Source organism: Brevundimonas sp., from assembly GCF_016463485.1.
In the GTDB taxonomy this organism is placed as follows: domain Bacteria; phylum Pseudomonadota; class Alphaproteobacteria; order Caulobacterales; family Caulobacteraceae; genus Brevundimonas.
In genome coordinates, this window is record NZ_JAEMRD010000043.1 from 1 (window position 1) to 23,180 (window position 23,180).

The window sequence follows — 23,180 nt, forward strand, 5'->3', positions numbered from 1 at the left end:
GCCCCGGCCCAGGACCTCGAAGGTCTTTATTAGGTCAACGGCCGCCTGACCGTCTTGCCTTCCGCGCCCCGCCTGCGAAGCTGACTTTCGTGGCTTTCGAGAGGGTGGGCGGATGAACTGGACGATGCGCGCGGCGGCGTGGGCGATGGCGGGTGTGATCGCAGTGGGCCCGAGCCTGTCTCTGGCCCAGACGGCGGCTCCGACAACGAACGTGGCACCTGCTCCCGTCGAGGCCCGCCAGTCGCTCGCCGAACCGTCCCTGTCCGCCGACGGCTCCATGATCGCCTTCGTCTCCGGCGGTGACGTGTGGGAGGTCGAGGCTACGGGCGGTGTCGCGCGCCTGCTGGTCACCGACGCTGCGACCGAAGGCCGACCCCTGTATTCGCCGGACGGCCGGTCCCTGGCCTTCACCTCGACGCGCGGCGGCCAGGCCAACATCCATGTCCTGAACCTGACGACCGGCGTCGTGACCCGCGTCACCTATGCCGAGTCCAACGAAGAGCTCGACGCCTGGTCGCCCGACGGCAAATGGCTCTACTTCGCCTCCGCCATCAACGACGTCGGCCGCCAGCCCGACATCTTCCGCGTCGCGGCGACCGGCGGCACCCCGCTGGAGGTCAGCCGCGAACAGTATCTGTCCGAGTTCCAGGCGGCCCCCTCCCCCGACGGCCAGTCGATCGCCCTGATGGCGCGGGGTTTCTCGAACGGCCAGTGGTGGCGCAACGGCTCGTCCCATATCGACCAGAGCGAGATCTGGGTGAAGGGCGTGGCCCAGGACGGGGCCTATCGCCGCCTGCTCGACGACGACGCCCGCCACGCCTGGCCGATGTGGACCCCCGACGGCCAGACCCTGTACTTCATGAGCGACAAGTCCGGCGCCGAGAACCTGTGGCGCATCCCCACCGCCGGCGGCGCGGCCCAGGCCGTCACCGACTTCAAGTCAGGCCGCGTCCTGTATCCGTCGATCGCCGCTGACGGATCGGCCATCGTGTTCGAGCGGGACTTCGGCATCTGGCGTCTCGACCCCGCGACGGGCCAAGCGGCGGCCGTGCCGATCACCCTGCGCGGCGGTCCGGCGGCCGAGGGGTCGCGCATCCTGCCCCTGACCAGCTTCGACCGAATGGCCCTGTCGCCCGACGGCCAGAAGGTGGCCGTCATCGCCCGGGGCGAGCTGTTCGCCGCCTCCCTGAAGGACGGCGGCCCCGCCCAGCGCATCACCACCACCGTCGGCGCGGAGCGGGAGGTCGTCTGGTCGCCCGACTCGCGCAAGCTACTGTACGTCTCCGAGCGCGGCCTCGACCGCGTCGTCGCCTGCTATGACGTCGCCGCCCTGACCGAAACCGTCCTGACCGGCCCCGGCATCGCCTCGGCCATGGCCTGGTCGCCCGACGGCAAGTCGGCCGTCTATGTGCTCAACAACCGCGAACTGCGCCTGCTGACCCTGCCGGCGCCCGGCAAGCCCGCCACGGATCGCGTCCTGTTCACCGGTGCCCTGGCCACCGACGAGCGCGGTCCCCGCCCTGTCTGGTCCCCCGATGGACTGAACATCGCCTTCCCGGTCGTGGACCGCCGCTCCTTCACCAACCTGCACGTCGTCGGGGCCGCCGGTGGAGAAGCCCGGCCGATCACCTTCCTCGGCAACGGACAGTTGGGTGGCGTCGCCTGGTCGCCAGACGGCAAATTCATCCTGTTCGACACGTCCCAGCGCACCGAGGATTCCCGTATCGTCCGCGTCGACCTGCTGCCCAACGTACCCAAATACCGCGAGGACCAGTTCCGCGGCCTGTTCGATCCCGCCAAGCCCGAAGAGACCACTCCGGCCGAGGGCGAGACGCCAGCAACCCCGCCCGGCCCCTCGACCCAGCCGGCGAAGCCTTCGGTCGCCATCGTCTATGAGGGCATCCGCGAGCGAGCCACCATCCTGCCACTGGGCCTCAACGCCGACACCCCGGTCATCAGCGACGACGGCAAGACCCTGGTGTTCCGCGCGAGTGAGCGCGGCCAGCAGAACCTGTATTCCTACTCCATCGACGAACTGGCCTCCGAACCACCGGTGGCCCAGCAGATCACCTCCACGACCCGTCCAAAAGCCGACTTCACCCTGACGAAGGACGGCAAGACCCTCGTCTATCTGGAGGGCGGCACTGTCACCTCCAGCCCGCTGGACAACCCACGCCCGAAGGCAACGGCCATCGCGGCCTCCATGGAGGTCGACTTCTCGCGCGAGAAGATGGCGGTCTTCGATCAGGCCTGGACCATCCTGAACCAGATCTTCTTCGACCCGAACTTCAACGGCCAGGACTGGCCCGCTCTGCGCACCCGGTACCAGCCCTATGTCGCCGGAGCCCGCACCTCCGACGAGATGCGCCGGGTCATCAGCCTGATGATCGGCGAGCTGAACGCCTCGCACAGCGGCATCGGCCGACCCGCCGGCGGCCCCGGCTCGGACCGCATCGGCGACATCGGCCTGCGTTACGACCGCGAGGCGTTCGAGGCCGGGCGGGGTCTGGTCGTCCGCGAAGTCGTCACCCTGGGACCCGCCTTCATTGAGGGCACGATCAGGACCGGCGAGCGGCTGGTCTCGGTCAACGGGACGGCCATCACCCCTTCGACCAACCTCGACGCCCTGCTCCAGAACCAGGTCGCCCGCCGCACAGTCCTCGGCATCGAGGGTGCCACGGGCCGTCGCGACGCCGTGGTTCGGCCCGTGTCCGCCTCGGCGGCTGCGGGTCTGGTCTATCGCCAGTGGGTCAACAATCGTCGCGCCTATGTCGAGCGGGTTTCCGGCGGGCGGCTTGGCTATGTCCACATCCCCGACATGTCCGAGGGCTCGCTGAACCAGCTCTATCTGGACCTGGACGCCCAGAACCAGTCGAAACAGGGCGTGGTCATCGACATCCGCAACAACAACGGCGGGTTCGTCAACGGCTATGCCCTGGACGTCTTCTCGCGCCGCAACTTCCTCACCATGACGCCAAGAGACCTGTTCTCGGTGCCGGGACGTCAGGCCCTGGGGCAGCGTGCGCTCGATCTCCCCACGGTGCTGGTGACCAATGAGTCGTCCCTGTCGGACGCCGAGGACTTTACCGAAGGGTACCGCGCGCTCGGCCTCGGCAAGGTGGTGGGCCAGCCGACGGCGGGCTGGATCATCTTCACCGGCGGCGAGCGCCTGATCGACGGCTCGACCCTGCGGACACCCTCAACCCGCATCCAGGGCATCGCCGGCGACGACATGGAGATGAACCCCCGCCCGGTCGACATCGCGGTCGAACGCCCCCTGGGCGAGACCGGGGCGGGCGTCGATGCCCAGCTCGATGCGGCGGTGGCGGTCCTGCTCAACGGGCCGTCCACGGCCGCGACCTCTACGCAATAGGGCTCAGCGCGCGGCGACGGCGATGGCGGGAAAGTCGCTGAACACGGCGTCGATCCCGAGGGCGTAGTGCCGCCTGAGCTGGCCGGTCAGGTCGCCGTGCTGGGCGGACAGGACGCCGCGACGATCGCCCTTCGGCAGGAACACGTTCTCAGCCCGGAAGGTCCAACCGACAACCTTCAGCCCGGCCTCATGAGCGTCTGCGATCAGAGACGTCGCCGGCTGGGCGGCACCCGACGCGTCTCGCGGCTCGATCAGGGTCGTCTCGACCCCGATCCAGTCGGCGTAGGTCGCAATGTCCGCCAGTCCCGGCGGCGAAGTCATGACCGTCTGGACCAGGGTCCGCACATCGGCGGGGCCCTGACCGGCGGCGATGAGCTGCAGCAGGGGCGCAGCGACCCCGGCCTGTCGCAGGTCCTTAAGCGCCCCGACCTCGAAGCACTGGATCAGTACAGGCGCGTCCTTGCCGGTCAGATCATTGGTCTGAAGCACCGCGACGAACGACGCGACCATGTCCAGACCCAGCTCCCGGAAATGGCTCGGATGCTTGAGCTCGGGCGCCACGCCGATCGTTCGCCCCGCCCGGATGGACCCGGCGCGGGCGATGTCGATCACCTCCTGAAAGGTCAGGATCGGTTCGCGGCCGTCGAACGTGGCGTTGCCTGGCCGAAACTGGGGCAGGCGTTCTCGGGCTCTAAGCGTTTTCAACTCGGCGAGCGTGAAGTCCTCGGTGAACCAGCCCGTGACCGACTGGCCGTCAATCGTCGTCGTCCTTCGGCGATCGGCGAAGTCCGGGTAAGAGGCCACGTCGGTCGTTTCGCCGATCTCGTTCTCGTGCCGGACGATCAGGACGCCGTCCTTCGACATAACGAGGTCCGGCTCGATGACGTCCGCTCCCTGGTCGATGGCGAGGTCGTAGGCGGCGCGGGTGTGCTCTGGCCGCTCACCAGAAGCGCCGCGATGGGCGATAACGAGGGGGTGCTCGTGGGCCAGGGCGGGAGTCCCCGTCAGCAGCAGAAGGGCGGTCAGAATAGCGCGGATCATAAGCTTGGGTAGGCCAACGGTGCGACAGGACCGTGAACCGTTCCCATCACCCCTGGCGGGCGAAGGATCACGTCGCTTGCAGGATCTTCCTGAGCTGCGGGTGTAGTTCGGTGTTGGACGCCAGCACCGACGACCCCGTCTTGGGATCACCGTCGTTGTCGATCGTGGTGACGGTTCCGCCCGCCTCAGTGACGAACAGCACGCCGGCCGCCACGTCCCAGGGTTTCAGGTTGCGCTCGAAATAGGCGTCGTAGCGACCACAGGCGACCCAGGCGAAGTCCAGCGCCGCCGAACCCAGGCGACGAATGCCGGCCGTGCGCTGACTGATGGCGTGGATGTCCTTGATGGTCTGGGCATGGCCGGTCTTGCCGATGAAGGGCAGGCCGGTGCCGATCAGGCTTTCCGACAGATCACGACGCCCGGCGACGCGGATGCGCTGGTCGTTCAGATAGCAGCCCTTGCCTTTCTCGGCCCAGAACAGCTCATTCATGATCGGGTTGTAGGTGACGCCCGCGACGATCTCGGACGATCCATCGGGCGCATAGCGTTGCAGGCCGACCGTGATCGCGAAATGCGGCATGGCGTGCATGAAGTTGGTGGTTCCGTCGATCGGATCGACGATCCAGGTGTGGGACTTGTCCGTCCCCTCCATCATGCCGCGCTCTTCGCCCAGGAAGCCGTAGCCCGGGCGGGCCTTCATCAGCAGCTCATAGAGGGTGTCTTCGGCCTTCATGTCGGCGGCCGTGACGAAATCGCCGGGGCCCTTTCGCGACACCTGCAGGTGCGCGACCTCGCCGAAGTCGCGCAGCATGGGCCGGGCGGTCTTGCGAACCGCGTCGATGATGACGGAAACGAGGGCGGAGGCGAGGGCCATGGGGTTCTCCTGGTCCGCCGGTCCTTGAAAGGCTGTCGCCCGGACCGTCGGAGAAGTTGGCAGGGGCGCGACATGCGCCTCCGGTCGTGAAGAGGGGTACGGACTATTCCGCGCGGCGGACGTATTCGCCCGTCGTCGTGTCGACGATGATGCGCTCGCCGGCCGACATATAGGGCGGGATCATGATGCGCACACCGTTGTCGGCGATGGCGGGCTTGTAGGACGACGAAGCCGTCTGGCCCTTCACGGTCGGCTCGGTCTCGCTGACGGTCACGGTGACCTGGTCGGGCAGGTTGAGGCCGATGGGGCGATCGTCGTGCATCTCGATGACGACCTTCATGCCATCCTGGAGATAGGGGATCGAATCCTCGCCGACCCAGTCCTTCTGCAGTTCGATCTGCTCGTAGGTGGCGTCGTCCATGAACACCAGGGCGTCTCCCTGTTCGTACAGGAAGGAGAAGTCTTTCTGTTCCAGGGTGACCCGCTCGACCTTGTCTTCCGACCGGAAGCGTTCGTTCAGCTTGTTGCCGGTCTCCAGGTTCTTGGCCTCGACGTTGGCGAAGGCACCGCCCTTGCCGGGTTTGACGTGGCTGGCCTTGGTCACGACCCACAGGCCGTTGTTGTGCTGAAGCACCATGCCGGGCTTGATGGTGTTGCCGTTGATTTTCGCCATGGGATCACTGGGTCTGGACGCCGCCGAGGGGCAGGCGAAAGTGGGCGCGATCCCTAGAGGACGGCGCTGGAAAGGGCAAGGCGTGTGGGCACCCTGCCCAAAGGCACTACTTCTTCGGAACGTGCTTCTGACCCGTGCGGACACGGCCCGAGCGCGACACCTGACGGGCCCCGCCTCGCGCACCCTTCTGGATGGCGACGGAGGAGCCGGCCTTCTTGGAGGCGCTGTTCTTGACGGCGGAGATGACGCGCGGCTTGGCGACGCGGGTCTTCTTCTGCTCCAGCGCCTTGCCCGGCAGGTGGGATTCTTCCTCGGCCTTCTTGCGGACCTTGCGCGGTGCGGTCTTGGCGTCGCCCTTGTAGCGTTCGGGGCCGGACTTGGCACCGCCCGAGGCATAGGGGTTCTCCGACCCGCCCTTGACGGTCAGCCGCAGCGGCGTGCCCGGCAGGTCAAAGCTCTCGCGCAGACTGTTTGTCAGGTAGCGGATGTAATGCTCGGGCAAGGCCCCGCCGCGGCTGGCGAACAGCACGAAGGTCGGCGGGCGGGCCTTGGTCTGGGCCATGTATTTGGTCTTGATCCGCTTGCCGTCCACGGCGGGGGGCGGATGCCTCTGGGTCGCCAGGGCCAACCAGTCGTTGAGGTCCTTGGTCTTCACCTTGACCGACCAGGTCTCGTAGGCCTTGAGTACCGCCGGCATCAGCCGTTCGACGCCGCGCCCCGAGTGCGCCGACAGGGCCACGAAGGGCGTGCCCTTCAGCTGCGACAGCTTTTCCTCTGCCAGGGACTTGAGCTCGGCCATCTTGGCCTGGGGCTCCTCCTCGAGGTCCCATTTCGACGCGACATAGACGATCGCCCGGCCCTCGCGCTCGACCAGGTCGGCGAGCTGCAGGTCCTGGACGTCGAAGGCATTGTCCTTGTCCATCATCAGGACGACGACCTCGGCGAAATTGATGGCGCGGATGGTGTCGGCGACCGACAGCTTCTCCAGCTTCTCCTGCACCCGGGCCTTGCGCCGCATCCCGGCGGTGTCGACCAGCCGGATGTTGTGGCCTTCGTATTCCCAGTCGACCGAGATCGAATCGCGGGTGATCCCCGCTTCCGGCCCCGTCAGCATCCGGTCCTCGCCGATCAGCCGGTTGATCAGGGTGGACTTGCCGGCGTTGGGACGGCCGATGATGGCGATTCGGATCGGCTTGTCGGGCTCGTCGACCTCTTCGATGAAGATGTCGGCGCTGGCCGCGACGATGGCGGCATAGAGATCGGCCATACCCTCGCCGTGTTCGGCCGAGATGGCCACCGGCTCACCAAAGCCGAGCGCATAGGCTTCGCCGACCCCGCCGCCCGATTCGCGGCTCTCGGACTTATTGGCCAGCAGGATGACGGGCTTGTGCTGTTTCCGCAGGCGGTCGGCGAAGATGGTGTCCAGCGAGGTCACGCCCTCGCGCGCGTCCATCATGAACAGGATCAGGTCGCCGTCTTCCAGCGCCAGCTCGGTTTGTTCGCGCATCCGCGATTCCAGGCTGTCGTCGCTGACGTCCTCGTACCCGGCGGTGTCGATCAGCGTCAGGTCCATGTCGCCGATGTTGCCGTCGGCATAGCGACGGTCGCGAGTCACGCCGGGGCGATCGTCGACGAGCGCCAGGCGCTTGCCTACCAGCCTGTTGAACAGGGTCGACTTGCCCACGTTGGGGCGGCCGACGATGGCGACCTTCAATGCCATGTCGGCGGTTCTAACTTAAAAAGCAGGGATCGTCAGCGGATGCTGACGAGTTCGCCCCGGTCCGTCAGGACGTAGAGGGCACCGTTATAGGCCGCAGGCGCGACATAGGCGGGGCCACCCAGGTTGATCGAGGCGGTCTGGAGGCCCGTCTTCGGGTCAAAGGCCACGGCCTCGCCGTCCGAGTTGACCAGCACCAGCCGGTTGGACGCCAGGATCGGGCCCGACCATTCGGGACGCACGGTGCGGTCGAAGAACCCGAACAGACCGCCTTCCTGGCGCACCCGGCCGACGTTCAGATCCTTGGTCCAGTAGACACCGCCGGTGTCGCGGTTGACCAGGGTCAGCTCGCCCGACTTGGAAACGACATAGACCACGTCCCCGGCCGGCAGGGGCGCGTTGACGCCGGCGACCGGCAGGCTCCACTTCGGCTGGCCCGAACGGATGTCCATGGCCTGCATCATGCCCGAGTGGCTGACCGCATAAACAAAGCCGCGCGAAATGACCGGGCGACCCGCGATGTCGCGGATTTCCGACAGGGCGCTGGTGCGGCTGGAGCGCGACAGGACCTGGTTCCAGACGGCCTGACCATTGGAGGCGCGCAGGGCGACGACTTCCCCGGACGAGAACGGCGCGATCACCGTATCGCCGCTGACCGCCGGAGACGACGCACGCATGATCCGGGCCGGCTCGGCGATGCCGCGATAGGACCAGCTCTGCTGTCCCGTGGCGGTGTCGAAGGCGATGATCTGGTTATCGATGTCGACGACGAAGACACGGGCACCGGCGACTGTCGGTGCGCCGTGCAGGGGGACGTCGGTGCGCACGGTCCACAGCACCGCGCCGGTCGCGGCGTCCAGCGCCGACATGGTGCGATAGCCCGAGGCCACGAAGACCTTGCCGCCGCCGACGGCGACGCCGCCGCCAAAGCCGCCGGAGACCTGGCCGCCGCCACGCCCGATGCCGAAGCCCAGGATGCCGCCACCGCGCTCGCGCTCGTCCGGCTTGACGTTATGCTTCCACAGGATCTCGCCCGAGCCGGAATCCACGGCCGTGACGGTCGAATCGCCATCCAGCACAAAGACCTTGCCGCCGTCGGCGACGATGGGGGCCATGACCTGGCTGGTCTTGGACGAGCCCGCGCCGATGTCGCGCTTCCAGGCGACGGCGAACTCGGGCGCGGCGATGACGTGTTCGACCGAGTTCTCGATCGTGCCGCCGGGCACGGGCCAGGCGGTCGCGGCCTGGGGCCCCGGCAGGAAGAAGTCGCGGCCCGACAGTGCGGCGGACGGCGCCAGCTGCTGCTCGAACTCCAGGACCGAGATACGCTGGCCCTCGGTGGCGATCGCGGTGTTCTCTTCCTTGCCGCCGAGACCGAACGGCAGCATCGCCCGCTGGGCCGCACAGGAGGCGACGCTCAGCGCCACGCCGCCGACGAGGGCGACTTTCGCAAGACGCTTGAGGACGGGGCGGTTCAGGGCGGGCATTCGCACTCCGGTCGAGGGGGTCGCGGTGGTCACTGGGCGGGTGCCTGCTGCTGTTGTGCGGCTTGGGCCATCGCGGCCTGCATCTGCATCTGCTCGGGCGTCATCTGCGGCACGGGCGGCAGGGCGGCCTGGGCCTTGGTGATGTCGTCGATGTTCACGGCCGAACCGGAATCGATGGTTTCGATCGCCGTCTGGGCCAGCTGGCGTACGGCGTCAGGCACGTCCTGGCCCAGCGTCAACTGCACGAAAGACGAACGGGCGTCGGCGGTCTTGCCGTGCTGAAGGCGCGCCATGCCGAGCGCGAGTTGGGCGAACGGGCGCTGAGGACGATCTTCCTCAGCGAGGGGCGTCAAACGCGCCTCGATGTCGGCGAGCGGCGCAGTGGTATCCATGACCAGATAGGCGGCCTTCAGGCGCGCCACATCGGCCAGGATCGGATCGCCGGAGGCCTTGGCGGCCTCGTCGAACAGCCGGATGGCTTCGGTGGGGTTGTTCGCGGCCTCTGCCAGACCGGCCTGCTGCTGCAGGGCCAGGGCCTTGTAGGCGCCGTTGCCGACCTTGGCCGATTCCTCGAACGCGGCCTTGGCCCCTGCGTTGTTGCCCGACGACAGCGCCTCGACGCCGCGCTCATAGGCCAGCGACGCCTTGTCGGCCTGTGAGTTCTGGTACGAATCCCAGCCCCACCAGGCCAGGGCCGCGATCAGGGCCAGCAGCAGAAGGCCGCCCACGATGGGCAGCCAGGTGCGGGCGAGACGCGCGTAACGGGCGGAGCGAAGCTCCTCCTCGACCTCTTCAAAGACATCAACCACGAAAAACGTCGCCCCAAATCGCCGGCCAGATACGCAGATAGCCAATCGGCGCGGACCCTAGAGGCTCGCTCCCCTCCCCGCAACGACTCTCCCGTCGAAGGAAGGCGCTACGGCGAAGCCGGCTTTTTGGAGAAGTAGGTCTCGACTTCGGCAGGAAAACGGCGGGCGCGCACATCGGCGGCGTATCCGGCCACCGCCCGGTCGATTTCGCCGCGCAGATCGGCGTATTTCCGCACGAATTTCGGCGTCCAGTCGAACAGGCCCAGCATGTCGGGCGTCACCAGCACCTGACCGTCACAGGCGGCCGAGGCACCGATGCCGATCGTGGGTTTGTCGATCGCCTCGGTGATCTCGCGGGCCAGGCTCTCGGCGACGCCTTCGATGACGACCGAAAAGGCGCCGGCATTCGCGGTGTCATGGGCCGATTGCAGGATACGGGCGCGCTCGGCCTCGTCGCGACCCTTGGCCTTGAACGATCCGTCGATATTGATCGACTGAGGCAGCAGGCCGACATGGCCCATGACCGGGATACCGCGCTGGACCAGGTATTCGATTGTGGCAGGCGCGGTCGGGCCGCTCTCAAGCTTGATCGCCTGGGCCCCGGTTTCCTTCATGACCCGCACGGCGTTGGCATAGGCCGTCTCCATGCCCGCCTCATAGCTGCCGAAGGGCATGTCGATGACGACCATGGCCCGTTTGGCACCGCGCATCACGGCCTGACCATGCAGGATCATCATCTCCAGGGTCACGCCGACCGTGGAGGTCATGCCGTGAACCGCCATGCCCACGCTGTCGCCGACCAGCAGGACGTCGCAGTGCGGGTCCATGATGGCGGCGGTCGGCGCGTCATAGGCGGTCAGGACGACGATCGGCTCGCCGCCCTTTCTCGCCCGGATATCAGGGGCGGTGGTCCGCTTGAGAGTGGGTTGGGTTTGGGAGGACATGGCAGGCCTCTACCACTTCCGCTCATCCCGGCGAAAGCCGGGACCCAGTGCTTTGGGCGATCGGACGGGCCGCGAGGGAAATGATTTCGATCCCGGTCGCCGTGCTCAAATCAAGAACTGGGTCCCGGCTTTGACGGCTCCGCGCCGCCCTTCGGGTCGCCGTGATGAGCGGGTACGAAAAATCAAGTCTCCTGCGAAAGCTTCACCACTCCAGCGGCGGCCAGGGCGACGAGGGCACCAGTGGCGATCCAGAACAGCTGCATCCCGCCCATAGTCCCGAGGGCCAGATCGGCCAGACCCATCTGGTCCAGCAAGCCCTGGATCGCCCCGCCCGCATCGGCGCTGACGTTCTGTAGCCCCTGGCCCAGGGCCCGACCTGATGCGCCCGCAGGCGAAAGGGTGAAGTCCAGGTTGAGCGATTCGCGCACCGCGATACAGCCGCCGACCAGACCCGCCACCGTCAGCGCCAAGGTCCTGACCCGTGAGCCGGAGGCCAGCTTCGCCTCGACATCGGCGGCGAACAGGGACGCGTCGGGCATCTGCGGCGTTCTGGCGAACAGCCGCTCGATCATGGGATCGAACTCGTCAGACGACATGAGCCGCCCTCCCGTACTGAGCCGGTTCCGGCGTGAGCCGGGCGCGGAGTTTATCCAGACCACGTTTGACATGAGACTTCACCGTACCGAGCGGCAGATTCATGGCGGCCGCGATTTCGGGGTGGGACATTCCCGCCCCGTGACACAGGGAAACGCATAGGCGTTCCGTTTCGCTGAGCGATTTCAGCGCTTCGTCCAGATCGACCAGACCGGGCGTATCGACAGCCGGGGCCATTTCCTCGCTCTCGATCTCGGAAACATAGCGGGCATCCCTGGACTTGCGTTTCAGGTACTGACGCGCCGCGATGCGCTTGACCCAGGCCGCGAATGTGCCTTCGCCCCGGAACTCGGCCGACCGCTGGAAGGCGGTCAGGAAGGCGTCCTGGGCGACGTCATCGGCCTCGGAGGCCTGGGCCCCCATCCGACGCAGCAGGGCTCGCACGGCCGAACCGTGACGCCGCACCAGCTCGCCGAACTCGCGACGTCCGCCCGCCGCCGCAAGGGCGGCGAGCTCGACATCGTGGAGGTCGTGCAGAGGTTTGGTCATGACAGCTTTCCCCCTGTCTCAGACCGGGCTCAGTCCTTGTTCTTGTTGAAGACGCTGAGGATAATGAAGGCCAGCCCGACCATGCCGGGGATGGCGGACAGACCCATGATCGGCACCGACACCTTGGACTCCTCGAAGCCGCTGATGAAGGTGAAGGCATAGCCGAACATGGCCACGCCGATGCTGACGGCCAGAAGGATCACCCCGACCCGAAGGTCGCGAGATGCGGAGGCGGGAGCCTTGACGCTTTCCTTCGACAGGGCCTCGATGATTTCCGTCGGCAAGGGCTGACCCTTGTCGATCGAGGCGCGCAGGGTCGCCTGCATCTCCTTGCGCTCCCGGTGCTTGAGATAGCCGGGAACGATGACGATCCCCGCGATCATGGCGAAGAAGGCGATCGGGATGAACTCTTCCATGGTGTAACCCCTTTGATGTCCCGGCCGACGCCTGATGCCCCGGCCTTATGATGACAAGAGGCCGCGACGGGCTCTGGCGGATGCAAGCTGGGCCGTGAAACTTTCGTAAGGTTCAGCGTGACCCGAACGCGACCCGCCCAACCTGCCGCCTCAGGCCCGGATCCAGCAACAGGGCCCCCGCAAGAGCAGCGCCTGCCAGAGCCACCGTGGCCACACCCGGCCCGAGGGCCAGAACGAGGATGGAAGCCAGTTCACCGGACAGCTTTGCCACCGCCGGACGCAGGGCCCACAGCAGGGCTGCCGCCGCCACCGCCCAGGGGACGAGGGCCAGAACCGTCATGATCGCGCGGCGCAGCGCGATCCGCCGCGCGACCTCGGCGACGAAGACCCGGTCCGGTGTAACCGGCGTGTCCGCGGCCAGCATCAGGGCCAGTTTCTGTTCAGGCGTCATCGGATCCTCCGAGCGCTTTCAGGAGCCGCGCCCGACCCCGCGCAACATGCGACTTCACGGTGCCCAACGGCAAGCCCAGGATTTCCGCCGCCTCGCCGTGGGAAAATCCGTCGGCGAGACACAGGGCCACGCAGGCCCGGACGTCGGGGGCCAGGTCGGCCATCGCGGCGGCCATCGCGATCCGGTCCTCGGCCGAGACGCCGGCCGGTGTCTCCGCCTCGTCCAGCCAGGCGTGGTCTCGCGCCGCCGAACGCCGGGCCGACCGGATGCGGTCCTGCGCCTTCCTCCAGGCGATGCCGCGCAGCCAGGACCGCACCCCGTCCGAATCCTTCAACCGCCCCAGGGCGGCCCAAGCGGCCAGAAACGTCTCCTGCGCCACGTCGTCCGCCTCGGTCCAGCCGCCGCCCAGCGTCCGCCTCAGGAACCCGCGCACCGGGGCCTGATGCCGCTCGACCAGCCGCGCGAAGGCCGTGTCCGACCCAGCGCGAGCCGCCCGGACGAGCTCTGCGTCCGTCATCATCCCCCCCACCGACGACCGGCCCCGTCACGAGGGGTCGCGGCGTCGGCCGACGAGCGTCGAGACCAGAAAGGCCGCGAACAGAGCCCCCATCACGAAGGCGACCACCAGGAAGGCTTCGCCCGCCCCCATCATGTTTGTCGCCGCCGCATAGCCGAAGCCCAGGGCCATGACCCCGAAGAGCACGGTCGAGAACACATTGCCGGACCCGTTGCGCGTGCCGCAGCCTTCGCCGTTGTTCCAGCGCTCGGTGCTTTCGTTGCGCTCCAGCTGTTGCAGCAGGGCTTCCGGAGGCTCGCGGCCCTGGTCGGCATAGGATTTGATCGTCTTCAGCACGTCCTTGTGCCGGAAATAATTCATCATGCTGGTGAAGGCCTGGATGACGAACCAGCCCAGCGGAAACAGCAGCCACCAATAGCCGTGAAACAGGTCTTCCATCGTCTCAATCCCTTGGCCGAGGCCCATCGCCCCGCCGTTCACAGGGTAGTCGTCGCCGACCTGCCCGGTGGATGCAGGTACCGATCACTTCGTAGGGCGAAGGTTTCCCACCGCGCCACATGAGGGTAGCCTATGGGCCTCAAGAGCAGGAACTCCTCATGACCCACGTTACCTATCGCATCGTCGAACATGACGGCGGCTGGGCCTACAAACTGGAGGACACCTTCTCGGAAACCTTCTCCAGCCACGATGCCGCCCGCGCCGCCGCCGTCCGCGCCGCCGGGGAACAGCGCGTCGCCGACCGCACCGCCTTCATCGAATATGCGGACGCCGACGGCGAATGGATCACCGAACGCGCCGACGGCCATGACCGACCCGACACGAGCGTGGAAGGGTAGGCACCACCTCAACCCCCAAGGGGGAGAAGAATTCTATCCCAGCCGGGGCAAGGGCAGCCAGCCGGTCCAGATGGTCACCATGATGAGTGCCCAGACAATGGCCGAGACCCAGGTCGTGGTGAGGAACTTCTTCTTCAGCTTGGGATCGGCCGGAGCGCCCCACTGCGAGCCGTCGGTCGGCGGCGACTGATCCTGCTGGGCCATGCCGATGGGCAGGACGGCGAACAGCACCGTCCACCAGACAGTGATGTAGATGGCGATCATCGTGATCGGGCCGATGGGCATCGGGGCGTGTCCTGAAAATGAGCGCGCCAGCCCTACGCCCGTTTCCGGACGTGGGCCAGCGTCACCCGGGTGTCCTGCGACACCGTGTGCGGATCAGAGGCGCAAGATGACGGTCTCGACGATCGGGCGGCGGTCCCAGATCTGTTGCGAGCCCTTCTTGAGCACGCGGCCGACGGCCATCTCGACGGCGGTGTCGTCGAAACGGGCCTCGCCCTTCAGGCTGTTGACGGCCTGTTCGGCGCGCTCGGCCAGGTCGTCCAGCGCGTCGCCCAGAGGGTTTTCGTCGTCACCGGGCAGGCCGATGCCTCGCACGTCGATGTCGGAGACGATCTTGCCGTTCCGGTCCATGGCGAAGCTGACGACCAGGATGCCGTTGGTCGAGGCGTGACGTCGCTCGCGCAGGGCCTCGCCCATCTCGGGGACCAGCATCCCGCCGTCGACGAACAGACGGCCGTTGGGCACCTCGTCGATGATGACGGCCGGGCCCGGGGCGATGCGGACCATGTCGCCGTTCCGGGGCGTCACCGTCTGGGGCACGCCCAGTTCGGTGGCCAGCAGGGCGTGCTCGGCGATGTGGCGGCGCATCCCGTGCGTCGGAATCGCGATCGTCGGGCGGGCCCAGGCGTACATCTGGCGCAGTTCGGCGCGGCAGGGGTGGCCCGAGACGTGGATGCCCGGGTGATCCTTCTCGGTGTAGAGCCTCACCCCACGCTCGGCGAGACGGTCCTGAAGCCGCCCGATCGACAACTCGTTGCCGGGGATCACACGGGCCGAGAAGATGCAGTGGTCGCCGCGTCCCAGCTTCACCGTCGGGTGGGTGCCCGAGGCGACGCGGGCCAGGGCCGCGTTCTGTTCGCCCTGGCTGCCGGTGCAGAGGTACAGGATCTCGTCGGCGGGCCAGTGACGGGCCTCGTCGTCGGACAGGAATTTCTTGATGTCCGACAGCATGCCGACGTGTTTGGCGGCGGCGGTGATGCGGTTCATCGACCGTCCGGCCAGGAAGATGCGGCGGCCGTGCTTCTCGGCGGCCCGGATCACGCTGTCCATGCGGGCGACGTTGGAGGCGAAGCAGCCGACCGCGATCCGGCCGTGCTTCAGACTGCCGATCAGGGTGTCCAGTTCCTCGGCCACGCCCGTCTCGGACCCGGCATAGCCTTCGGAGAAGACGTTGGTGCTGTCGCACACCATGGCCAGCACGCCCTCGTCGCCGAGCGCGGTGATGGCGGCGGCGTCGGTAACCTCGCCGACCACGGGGCCGTCGTCGATCTTCCAGTCGCCGGTGTGGAACACGGTGCCCAGCGGCGTGCGGATCGCCAGGCCGTTCGGCTCGGCGATCGAATGGGTCATGGTGATCATCTGGACCTGGAACGGACCCAGATCGATGTTGCCGTTCAGCGGCACCTCGATGATCCGCACCTGGTTCAGGATGCCGGCCTCGCGCAGCTTCTCCCGGATCAGATAGGCGGTGAACGGGGTCGCATAGAGCGGCGCCTTCATCCGGGTCCATAGCCAGCCGAGGGCGCCGATATGGTCCTCGTGCGCGTGGGTCAGGACGATGCCGCGAATCTTCTCGCCTTCGAGGAAGGACGGATCGGGCACGATCACATCGATGCCGGGCGTGGACGGATCGCCGAAGGTCACGCCGACGTCGGCGATGATCCACTCGCGCGCATGCTCCGGTCCATAGCCGTAGCAGTTCAGGTTCATGCCGATCTCGTTGGAGCCGCCGAGCGGCAGGAAGACGAGTTCGTCGTTGCCTGTGTTTTTGGAATTGGGCTTTTTCATTCAGTCTTTCGTGTCGTTGCGGCGCCAGATTTCCAGCAGGCCGCGGATGGTCAAATCCGGATCGAACCGGTCGATGCTTGTCGTGGCGCCCTCGAACAGGGAGGCGACGCCGCCGGTGCCGATCACCGTCATGGGCGCGCCCCACTCGGCCTTGATGCGGTCCACCAGCCCCTCGATGAGGGCGATGTATCCCCAGAAGACCCCGGACTGCATGGCCTGGACCGTGTCCTTGCCGATGACCCGTTCGGGCTTCTGGATGGCGATGCGCGGAAGCTTGGCGGCGGCCTCGTGCAGCGCGTGAAGGGAAAGGTTGATGCCCGGCGCGATCAGGCCGCCCTCGAAGGCACCGTCGGCGGCCACGACGTCGAATGTGGTGGCGGTGCCGCTGTCGATCAAGAGCAGGTCGCCGGGATAGGTGAGATGCGCTCCGATGGCGTTGACCAGACGGTCAGCCCCCGCCTCGGTCGGCTTGGTGATCCTCACCTCGATGCCCAATTTGGCGTTCTCGCCGACGATCAGCGGCTCGACGTTCATGTAACGCCGCGCCAGGTTCCGCAGGTTGAAGATCGACTGTGGCACGACGCTGGAGATGATGCAGCCGTCCAGATCCTCGAACCCCAGGCCGTTCATATGCAGCAACTGGGTCAGCCAGACGGCGTATTCGTCGGCGGTGCGGTTGGCCTCGGTCGCCGTGCGCCACTGGGCGATCCATTCGACGTCGTTGTGGACGGCGAACATGGTGTTGGTGTTGCCCTGTTCGATCGCGAGCAGCATCAGGCGGCCTTTCCGGGGATGTCCGAGCCAAAGAAGACGTCACCGGCCGAGATCAGCCGCATCGAGCCGTCGGCCAGCTTCAGGCGCAGAGAACCGTCCGCCGCGACCCCATCGGCGATCCCTGAGACCGTTTCATGGCCCAGGCGTGCGGTGCAGCCCTGATCCAGGCCTCGGCTGCGAGCCACCCAGGCATCGAGGATTGGCTGAAACCCGAGCGTATCCCAGCGGTCCATCCAGATCGCGAAATGGTGCGCCAGGACCTCGATCGCTTCGGCGACGGTGGGCGCGGCGCGCACCTCGCCCTTCAGATGGCCGCCGATCGCCGTCGCGGGGCGTTCGGTGCCCGACGGCGCATGCGCCAGATTGACGCCGATCCCGACCGCCAGCCAAAGGCCGCCCATCTCGTGCGCCCCCGACTCGACCAGGATGCCGGCGGCCTTGTCGGCCTCTATCATCACGTCGTTGGGCCATTTGATCGTGACCAGCGGAGCCGGCACGAAGCTGCAGATCAGGTCGGCGACCGCCAGAGCCGCGACAAACGTGATCTGGGCCGCCTCGGCCGGGGCCTTGCGGGTGGTGGTCAGAAGCGTGGCGTACAGGTTGCCGGTCTCCGACACCCATTCGCGACCGCGACGCCCCCTGCCCTCACCCTGACGCCGCGCGACGATCCACAGCGGTTCGGTCTGGCCGGCCTCGGCGCGTCGCCGCGCCTCCGCATTGGTGGAATCGACGTCTTCGAGGATCAGGATCGAGGGGGCTTGCGCCACCTCACCCGGCCCCGAAGCCCACGGAGGCGGCCTTGGTCAGGGGCTCGAGCCAGATCAGGGCCACGATCACCAGCGGGAAGGAAAAGGCAGCGGCGGCCCAGCCGATGACCTTGGCCTCGACCGGGGCGGGATCTGTCGCAACGGCATCCACCGGCGCGTCGAACCACATCAGCTTGATGATCCGCAGATAGTAAAAGGCGGCCACGACCGAGGCGACGAGACCGGCGGCGCCGACCATCCAGTAGCCCTCCTGGGCCGCAGCGCCGAAGACATAGTATTTCGACCAGAAGCCCGCGAACGGCGGCATCCCCAGCACCGACAGCGACAGCACGGTGATGGCGATGGCGGTCACCGGCCGGTCCTGCTTGAGCCCGGCCAGGTCGGCAATCCGGCGGATCGGCCGCCCGCCCTTGGACAGGCTGAGCAGGATGGCGAAGAAGCCGAACTGGTCGATCACGTACAGGGTCATGAACATCAGCATGGCTTGAAGGCCGACCGTGGTCCCGGCCGTGATGCCCAGCAGGGCGTATCCGATGTTTACGATCGACGAATAGGCCAATAGCCGCTGGATGTCCTTCTGGACCAGGCCCCCGAACGACCCGATCGCGAACGAGATCAGGGCGATCAGCACCAGCACCTGGGCCCACTGGTCGTGGATCCCTCCGAACGGTCCCATGAGCGTCCGCGCGATCAGCACCATGGCCGCGACCTTGGGCGCGGTGGCGAACAGGGCCACGACCGGCGTCGGCGCGCCCTCGTAGACGTCAGGCGTCCACATGTGGAAGGGCGCGGCGGAGACCTTGAACGCCAGACCGCAGATCAGGAAGACCAGGCCGAAGATCAGGCCGGGACCGACCTCGCCCTGTGCGGCCACGACGGCGATATCCTCGAACCGCATCGAGCCGGTGAAGCCGTAGATCAGGCTGGCGCCGTACAGCAGCAGACCCGACGAGAGAGCGCCCAGGACGAAATACTTGAGGCCCGCCTCGGACGCCTTGAGGTCGTCGCGGTGGAAGGCTGCGAGCACATACAGGGCCAGCGAATGCAGTTCGATGCCCACATAGAGCGAGATCAGGTCGCCCGACGACGCCATCATGCTCATCCCGACCGAGGCCAGGACGATCAGGATCGGGAACTCGAAGCGGGCGATCCGCGTCCGCTGCATCCAGCCGCCGCCGAGCACGACGGCGATGGCAGAGGCCAGATAGATCAGGACCTTGGCATAGACCGCCAGGGGGTCGGCGACATAGGCCCCGTTGAACGCCGCGCCCAGCGGGCCATTGGCGGCGACGGCAGCCCCGGCAATGAGCAGGGCGACCGACAGGATCGAGATCAGCCGCGCCGACTTCTCGCCAATGAAGGCACCCAGCACGAGCAGGACGAGTGCGCCGATCGCGAGCGTCAGCTCGGGCGCGGCCAGGTGCATTGCGGTGAAGATATCAGGCATTCAAGTCTCTCACCCGCCCGTCGCGGCAGTGTAGGCACCGACGACGGCGTCCACGGAAGCGGCGGTATAGTTCAGCACCAGGTCCGGCTGCACGCCCAGCCAGATCGTTCCCACGATCAGGGGAACGAAGATCAGCAGCTCTCGCTTGTCGATGTCGGTGATCGTGGTCAGGGCCGGGTTCTTGATCTCGCCGAACATGACGTTGCGATACAGGGTCAGGGCATAGACCGCCGACAGGATCACACCGCTCGCCGCCACGAAGGCCGCCCAGGTCGAGGCCTGATAGGCACCCGTCATGGTCAGAATTTCGCCGACGAAGCCCGACGTCCCCGGCAGGCCGACATTCGCCATGGTGAACATCAGAAAGATCGCCGCATACCAGGGCATCCGCTGGGTCAGGCCGCCGTAGAAGGCGATCTCGCGCGTGTGCATCCGGTCGTAGACGACGCCGACGCACAGGAAGAGCGCGCCCGAGATCAGGCCGTGGCTCAGCATCTGGAACACCGCGCCCTGCATGCCTTGAGCGTTGCCGGCGAAGATGCCCATGGTCACGAAGCCCATGTGGGCGACCGACGAGTAGGCGATCAGCTTCTTGATGTCCGTCTGCCGGAAAGCGACCAGCGACGTATAGACCACGGCGATGACCGACAGGGTCAGGACCAGGGGCTGGAACATCTGCGACGCGACCGGGAACATCGGCACGTTGAACAGGATGAAACCGTAACCGCCGAGCTTCAGCAGGATACCGGCCAGGATCACCGAACCCGCCGTCGGCGCCTGGACGTGGGCGTCGGGCAGCCAGGTGTGGACCGGCCACATCGGCATCTTGACCGCGAACGAGGCGAAGAAGGCCAGCCACAGAAGGGGCTGATAACGCGGATCGAAGACGTGTTCCTTGAGCGCCGGGATGCTGGTCGTGCCAGCATCATAGGCCATCCACAGCATGGCCAGCAGCATCAGGACGGACCCCAGCAGGGTGTAGAGAAAGAATTTGTACGAGGCGTAGATCCGGTTCGCCCCGCCCCAGATGCCGATGATCAGGAACATCGGCACCAGTGTGCCTTCGAAGAAAATGTAGAACAGGAACAGGTCCAGGGAGGTGAACACGCCGATCACCAGCGTCTCCAGCACCAGGAACGCGATCATGTATTCGACGACGCGCGTCTCGATCGACTTCCAGCTCGCCACGATACAGATCGGCAGCAGGAAGGCGGTCAGCAACACGAACAGGATCGAGATCCCGTCGACGCCGAGGTGATAGCTGGCACCCGCGAACCAGGCGTGCTGCTCGATGAACTGATAGCCGGGGTTCGACTGGTCGAAAGTGCCCGTCAGCACGACCGAGACGGCCAGCGTCGCCAGGGTGGTGACCAGGGCGATCCAGCGTGCGGCCGGGGCTGCGGCGTCGGCCGACTTCGCCGTCAGGCGGGCGATCAGCAGGATCGCGGCACCCACCAGCGGCAGGAAGGTGACGATGCTCAGAATAGCGGGCACGGTCACGCTCCGAACGCATAGAGGGCGAAGGCGAGCAGACCGGCTACCCCGATCAACATCACGAACGCGTAGTGATAGACATAGCCGGACTGGACCCTGGCCAGCCGCGCGGCCGACTTGAGCGACGCCCAGGCCGCGCCGTTCGGACCCAGACCGTCGATCAGCTTGACGTCGCCGATCTTCCAGAACAGGTCGCCCAGAGCCTTGGCACCCTTGACGAAGACGGCGTCATACAGCTCGTCGAAATACCATTTGTTGTACAGGAAGGCCCAGACCGGCGACTTGCCGTCGGCCCAGCGCTTGGCCAGACCTTCGCGAACGACATAGATCCAGAAGGCGACCGCCGCGCCCAGCAGGGTGACGATCAACGGCGACCACTTTACCCAGGTCGGGACATCGTGGCTCTCGTGCAGGACGTGGTTGTCCTCGCCCGTGAAGATCGCGCCGCGCCAGAAGTCGTGCTCGTGATGGCCGATGAAATAGGGCGCGAAGACCAGACCGGCGAACACGGCACCGACCGACAGCGCGATCAGCGGAACCAGCATGACCCACGGACTCTCATGCGGCTTCAGCGGGCCGTGATGCGCGTGATCGTCGTGCGCATGCTCATCGTGGGCCTCAGGCTCGGAATGGGTTTCGAGCTGCGCCGGATGAGCCGCGTGATCGTCGTGCGCATGATGGTCGTCGTGCGCATGTTCGTCCTTCCACACCGGCTTGTTGTGGAAGGTCATGAAAATCAGCCGCCACGAATAGTAGCTGGTCAGCAGGGCCGCCGATATGCCGATGAAGAAAGCGAAATAACCCGCGGGCGAATGACCGCTTGTGGCCGCAGCCCAGGCGCTCTCGATGATCGAATCCTTGGAATAGAAGCCCGCGAACCCGCCGACGCCGGGCAGGCCCAGGCCGGTGATGGCGATCGTGCCGATGACCATGACGGCGTAGGTGACGGGCAGCAGCTTCCACAGCCCGCCCATCTTCCGCATGTCCTGCTCGTGATGCATGCCGTGGATCACCGAACCGGCGCCCAGGAACAGCAGGGCCTTGAAGAAGGCGTGGGTGAACAGGTGGAACATGGCGGACTCGTAGACGCCGACGCCCGCCGCGAAGAACATGTAGCCCAGCTGCGAACAGGTCGAATAGGCGATCACCCGCTTGATGTCGTTCTGCATCATGCCGACAGTGGCTGCGAAGATGGCCGTGATTGCGCCCGTGATTGCCACGATCAGCGAGGCCGTCGGGGCGTATTCGAAGATCGGGCTCAGCAGGCACACCATGTACACGCCGGCCGTGACCATGGTCGCCGCGTGGATCAGGGCCGACACCGGCGTCGGGCCTTCCATGGCGTCTGGCAGCCAGGTGTGCAGGAAGAACTGCGCCGACTTGCCCATAGCGCCGATGAACAGGAGCAGGGCCGCCAGATCGATCGCCGACCAGTCATGGCCGATGAAGTTCCAGGTCGTGCCGGCCTTGGCCGCGATCATCGGGAACAGTTCGGCGAACTGGATCGTGCCGAACATCCAGAAGACGGTGATGATGCCGAGCGCGAAGCCGAAGTCGCCGACGCGGTTGACGACGAAGGCCTTGATGGCGGCGGCTGAGGCCGTGGGCTTCTTGTACCAGAAACCGATCAGCAGATAGGACGCCAGCCCCACCCCTTCCCAGCCGAAGAACAGCTGCATGAAGTCGGCAGCGGTGACGAGCGCCAGCATGGCGAAGGTGAACAGGGACAGATAGGCGAAGAAGCGCGGCCGCGAGTCGTCCTCGGCCATGTATCCCCAGCTGTACAGGTGGACGAGCGAGGACACGCTGGTCACCACGACCAGCATGGTCGCCGACAGGGCGTCGACCCGGATCGACCAGACCGACTGGAAGTCGCCCACGGTGATGAAGGGCGCGAGCTGGACGGTGAAGGCCTCCAGCCCGCCCCAGGTCCAGGATCCGAAGATGATCCAGGCGACGGCGCAACTGAAGAACAGCAGACCGGTCGTGATGGTCTGGGAGACGATGTCGCCCAGACGGCGGCCGAAGAAGCCGACGATGGCGGCGCCAAGCAGCGGGGTGAAGACGCCGAGGGTGACGAGCAGGTGCAGGTCCACGATCAGCCCTTCATCACGGAAGCATCATCCACGGCGATGTCGCCACGGTTGCGGAAGAAGGTCACCAGGATGGCCAGGCCAACCGCGGCCTCGGCGGCGGCGACCGTCAGGACGAACATCGCCATGATCTGCCCCTGCACGTCGTGCAGATAGGCCGAGAAAGCGACGAAATTGATGTTCACGGCCAGCAGGATGAGCTCGATCGACATCAGGATGACGATCACGTTCTTGCGGTTCACGAAGATGCCGAA

The 23,180-nt window shown here is 66.5% G+C and carries 23 protein-coding genes; 2 read left to right on the forward strand and 21 right to left on the reverse strand.

The window, feature by feature from the left end:
• The first annotated feature begins 112 nt into the window (after positions 1–112).
• A complete protein-coding gene (locus tag JHC99_RS08405; RefSeq protein WP_292153325.1) occupies positions 113–3,373 on the forward strand; it encodes a S41 family peptidase in 3,261 nt (1,086 codons plus the stop codon).
• Between the two features lie 3 nt (positions 3,374–3,376).
• Here the strand turns inward: JHC99_RS08405 and JHC99_RS08410 are convergent, their stop codons facing one another.
• The 13 genes from JHC99_RS08410 to JHC99_RS08470 form a co-directional block, all read right to left on the reverse strand.
• On the reverse strand, positions 3,377–4,414 hold the full coding sequence (locus tag JHC99_RS08410; protein ID WP_292153327.1) for a glycerophosphodiester phosphodiesterase: 1,038 nt from the start codon (positions 4,412–4,414) through the stop codon (positions 3,377–3,379).
• A 67-nt stretch (positions 4,415–4,481) separates the two neighbouring features.
• Positions 4,482–5,288, reverse strand: a complete 807-nt coding sequence (locus JHC99_RS08415; RefSeq protein WP_292153329.1) for an inositol monophosphatase family protein — start codon at positions 5,286–5,288, stop codon at positions 4,482–4,484.
• 103 nt (positions 5,289–5,391) lie between these two features.
• On the reverse strand, positions 5,392–5,961 hold the full coding sequence (efp, locus tag JHC99_RS08420; RefSeq protein ID WP_292153330.1) for an elongation factor P: 570 nt from the start codon (positions 5,959–5,961) through the stop codon (positions 5,392–5,394).
• A 106-nt stretch (positions 5,962–6,067) separates the two neighbouring features.
• A complete protein-coding gene (gene der / locus JHC99_RS08425) occupies positions 6,068–7,681 on the reverse strand; it encodes a ribosome biogenesis GTPase Der (RefSeq protein WP_292153331.1) in 1,614 nt (537 codons plus the stop codon).
• A gap of 32 nt (positions 7,682–7,713) precedes the next feature.
• A complete protein-coding gene (locus tag JHC99_RS08430) occupies positions 7,714–9,165 on the reverse strand; it encodes a PQQ-binding-like beta-propeller repeat protein (RefSeq protein WP_292153333.1) in 1,452 nt (483 codons plus the stop codon).
• 29 nt (positions 9,166–9,194) lie between these two features.
• Entirely contained in the window at positions 9,195–9,974 is a 780-nt protein-coding gene (locus JHC99_RS08435; protein WP_292153335.1) for a tetratricopeptide repeat protein, read from the reverse strand.
• A 107-nt stretch (positions 9,975–10,081) separates the two neighbouring features.
• On the reverse strand, positions 10,082–10,918 hold the full coding sequence (panB, locus tag JHC99_RS08440) for a 3-methyl-2-oxobutanoate hydroxymethyltransferase (protein WP_292153336.1): 837 nt from the start codon (positions 10,916–10,918) through the stop codon (positions 10,082–10,084).
• 182 nt (positions 10,919–11,100) lie between these two features.
• Positions 11,101–11,514: a hypothetical protein gene (locus JHC99_RS08445; RefSeq protein WP_292153338.1), complete on the reverse strand. Its 414-nt coding sequence runs from the start codon at positions 11,512–11,514 to the stop codon at positions 11,101–11,103.
• Complete coding sequence (locus tag JHC99_RS08450) at positions 11,504–12,061, reverse strand: sigma-70 family RNA polymerase sigma factor (protein WP_292153340.1); 558 nt, start codon at positions 12,059–12,061, stop codon at positions 11,504–11,506. The genes JHC99_RS08445 and JHC99_RS08450 overlap by 11 nt, the downstream gene beginning before the upstream one ends.
• Before the next feature lie 29 nt (positions 12,062–12,090).
• Positions 12,091–12,477, reverse strand: a complete 387-nt coding sequence (locus JHC99_RS08455) for a DUF6249 domain-containing protein (protein WP_292153342.1) — start codon at positions 12,475–12,477, stop codon at positions 12,091–12,093.
• Positions 12,478–12,589: 112 nt separating this feature from the next.
• Positions 12,590–12,928 carry a hypothetical protein gene (locus JHC99_RS08460; RefSeq protein WP_292153344.1) on the reverse strand — a complete coding sequence of 113 codons (339 nt, stop codon included), beginning with the start codon at positions 12,926–12,928 and terminating at the stop codon, positions 12,590–12,592.
• On the reverse strand, positions 12,918–13,448 hold the full coding sequence (locus JHC99_RS08465; RefSeq protein WP_292153346.1) for an RNA polymerase sigma factor: 531 nt from the start codon (positions 13,446–13,448) through the stop codon (positions 12,918–12,920). The genes JHC99_RS08460 and JHC99_RS08465 overlap by 11 nt, the downstream gene beginning before the upstream one ends.
• Positions 13,449–13,472: 24 nt before the next feature.
• The gene (locus JHC99_RS08470; protein WP_292153348.1) at positions 13,473–13,883 is read right to left on the reverse strand and encodes a hypothetical protein; all 411 of its coding nucleotides are present in this window, start codon (positions 13,881–13,883) and stop codon (positions 13,473–13,475) included.
• Between the two features lie 158 nt (positions 13,884–14,041).
• On the opposite strand from JHC99_RS08470, the gene JHC99_RS08475 reads away from it, so the two are divergent.
• A complete protein-coding gene (locus JHC99_RS08475) occupies positions 14,042–14,281 on the forward strand; it encodes a DUF2188 domain-containing protein (protein WP_292153349.1) in 240 nt (79 codons plus the stop codon).
• Positions 14,282–14,314: 33 nt separating this feature from the next.
• On the opposite strand, the gene JHC99_RS08480 is transcribed toward JHC99_RS08475, so the two are convergent.
• The 8 genes from JHC99_RS08480 to nuoK all read right to left on the reverse strand — a co-directional run.
• A complete protein-coding gene (locus JHC99_RS08480) occupies positions 14,315–14,566 on the reverse strand; it encodes a DUF1467 family protein (RefSeq protein WP_292153351.1) in 252 nt (83 codons plus the stop codon).
• A gap of 93 nt (positions 14,567–14,659) precedes the next feature.
• A complete protein-coding gene (locus tag JHC99_RS08485) occupies positions 14,660–16,351 on the reverse strand; it encodes a ribonuclease J (RefSeq protein ID WP_292153353.1) in 1,692 nt (563 codons plus the stop codon).
• Positions 16,352–17,128 (reverse strand): type III pantothenate kinase, encoded by a 777-nt coding sequence (locus JHC99_RS08490; RefSeq protein ID WP_292153361.1) that lies wholly within the window; start codon positions 17,126–17,128, stop codon positions 16,352–16,354.
• Positions 17,125–17,892: a biotin--[acetyl-CoA-carboxylase] ligase gene (locus JHC99_RS08495; protein WP_292153354.1), complete on the reverse strand. Its 768-nt coding sequence runs from the start codon at positions 17,890–17,892 to the stop codon at positions 17,125–17,127. The genes JHC99_RS08490 and JHC99_RS08495 overlap by 4 nt, the downstream gene beginning before the upstream one ends.
• A gap of 1 nt (position 17,893) precedes the next feature.
• Positions 17,894–19,339: an NADH-quinone oxidoreductase subunit NuoN gene (gene nuoN / locus JHC99_RS08500; protein ID WP_292153356.1), complete on the reverse strand. Its 1,446-nt coding sequence runs from the start codon at positions 19,337–19,339 to the stop codon at positions 17,894–17,896.
• 9 nt (positions 19,340–19,348) lie between these two features.
• A complete protein-coding gene (locus tag JHC99_RS08505; RefSeq protein ID WP_292153358.1) occupies positions 19,349–20,833 on the reverse strand; it encodes an NADH-quinone oxidoreductase subunit M in 1,485 nt (494 codons plus the stop codon).
• A gap of 2 nt (positions 20,834–20,835) precedes the next feature.
• Complete coding sequence (gene nuoL, locus JHC99_RS08510; protein ID WP_292153362.1) at positions 20,836–22,923, reverse strand: NADH-quinone oxidoreductase subunit L; 2,088 nt, start codon at positions 22,921–22,923, stop codon at positions 20,836–20,838.
• A gap of 8 nt (positions 22,924–22,931) precedes the next feature.
• On the reverse strand, positions 22,932–23,180 hold a 249-nt coding region (nuoK, locus tag JHC99_RS08515), incomplete at its 5' end, for an NADH-quinone oxidoreductase subunit NuoK (RefSeq protein WP_292153359.1).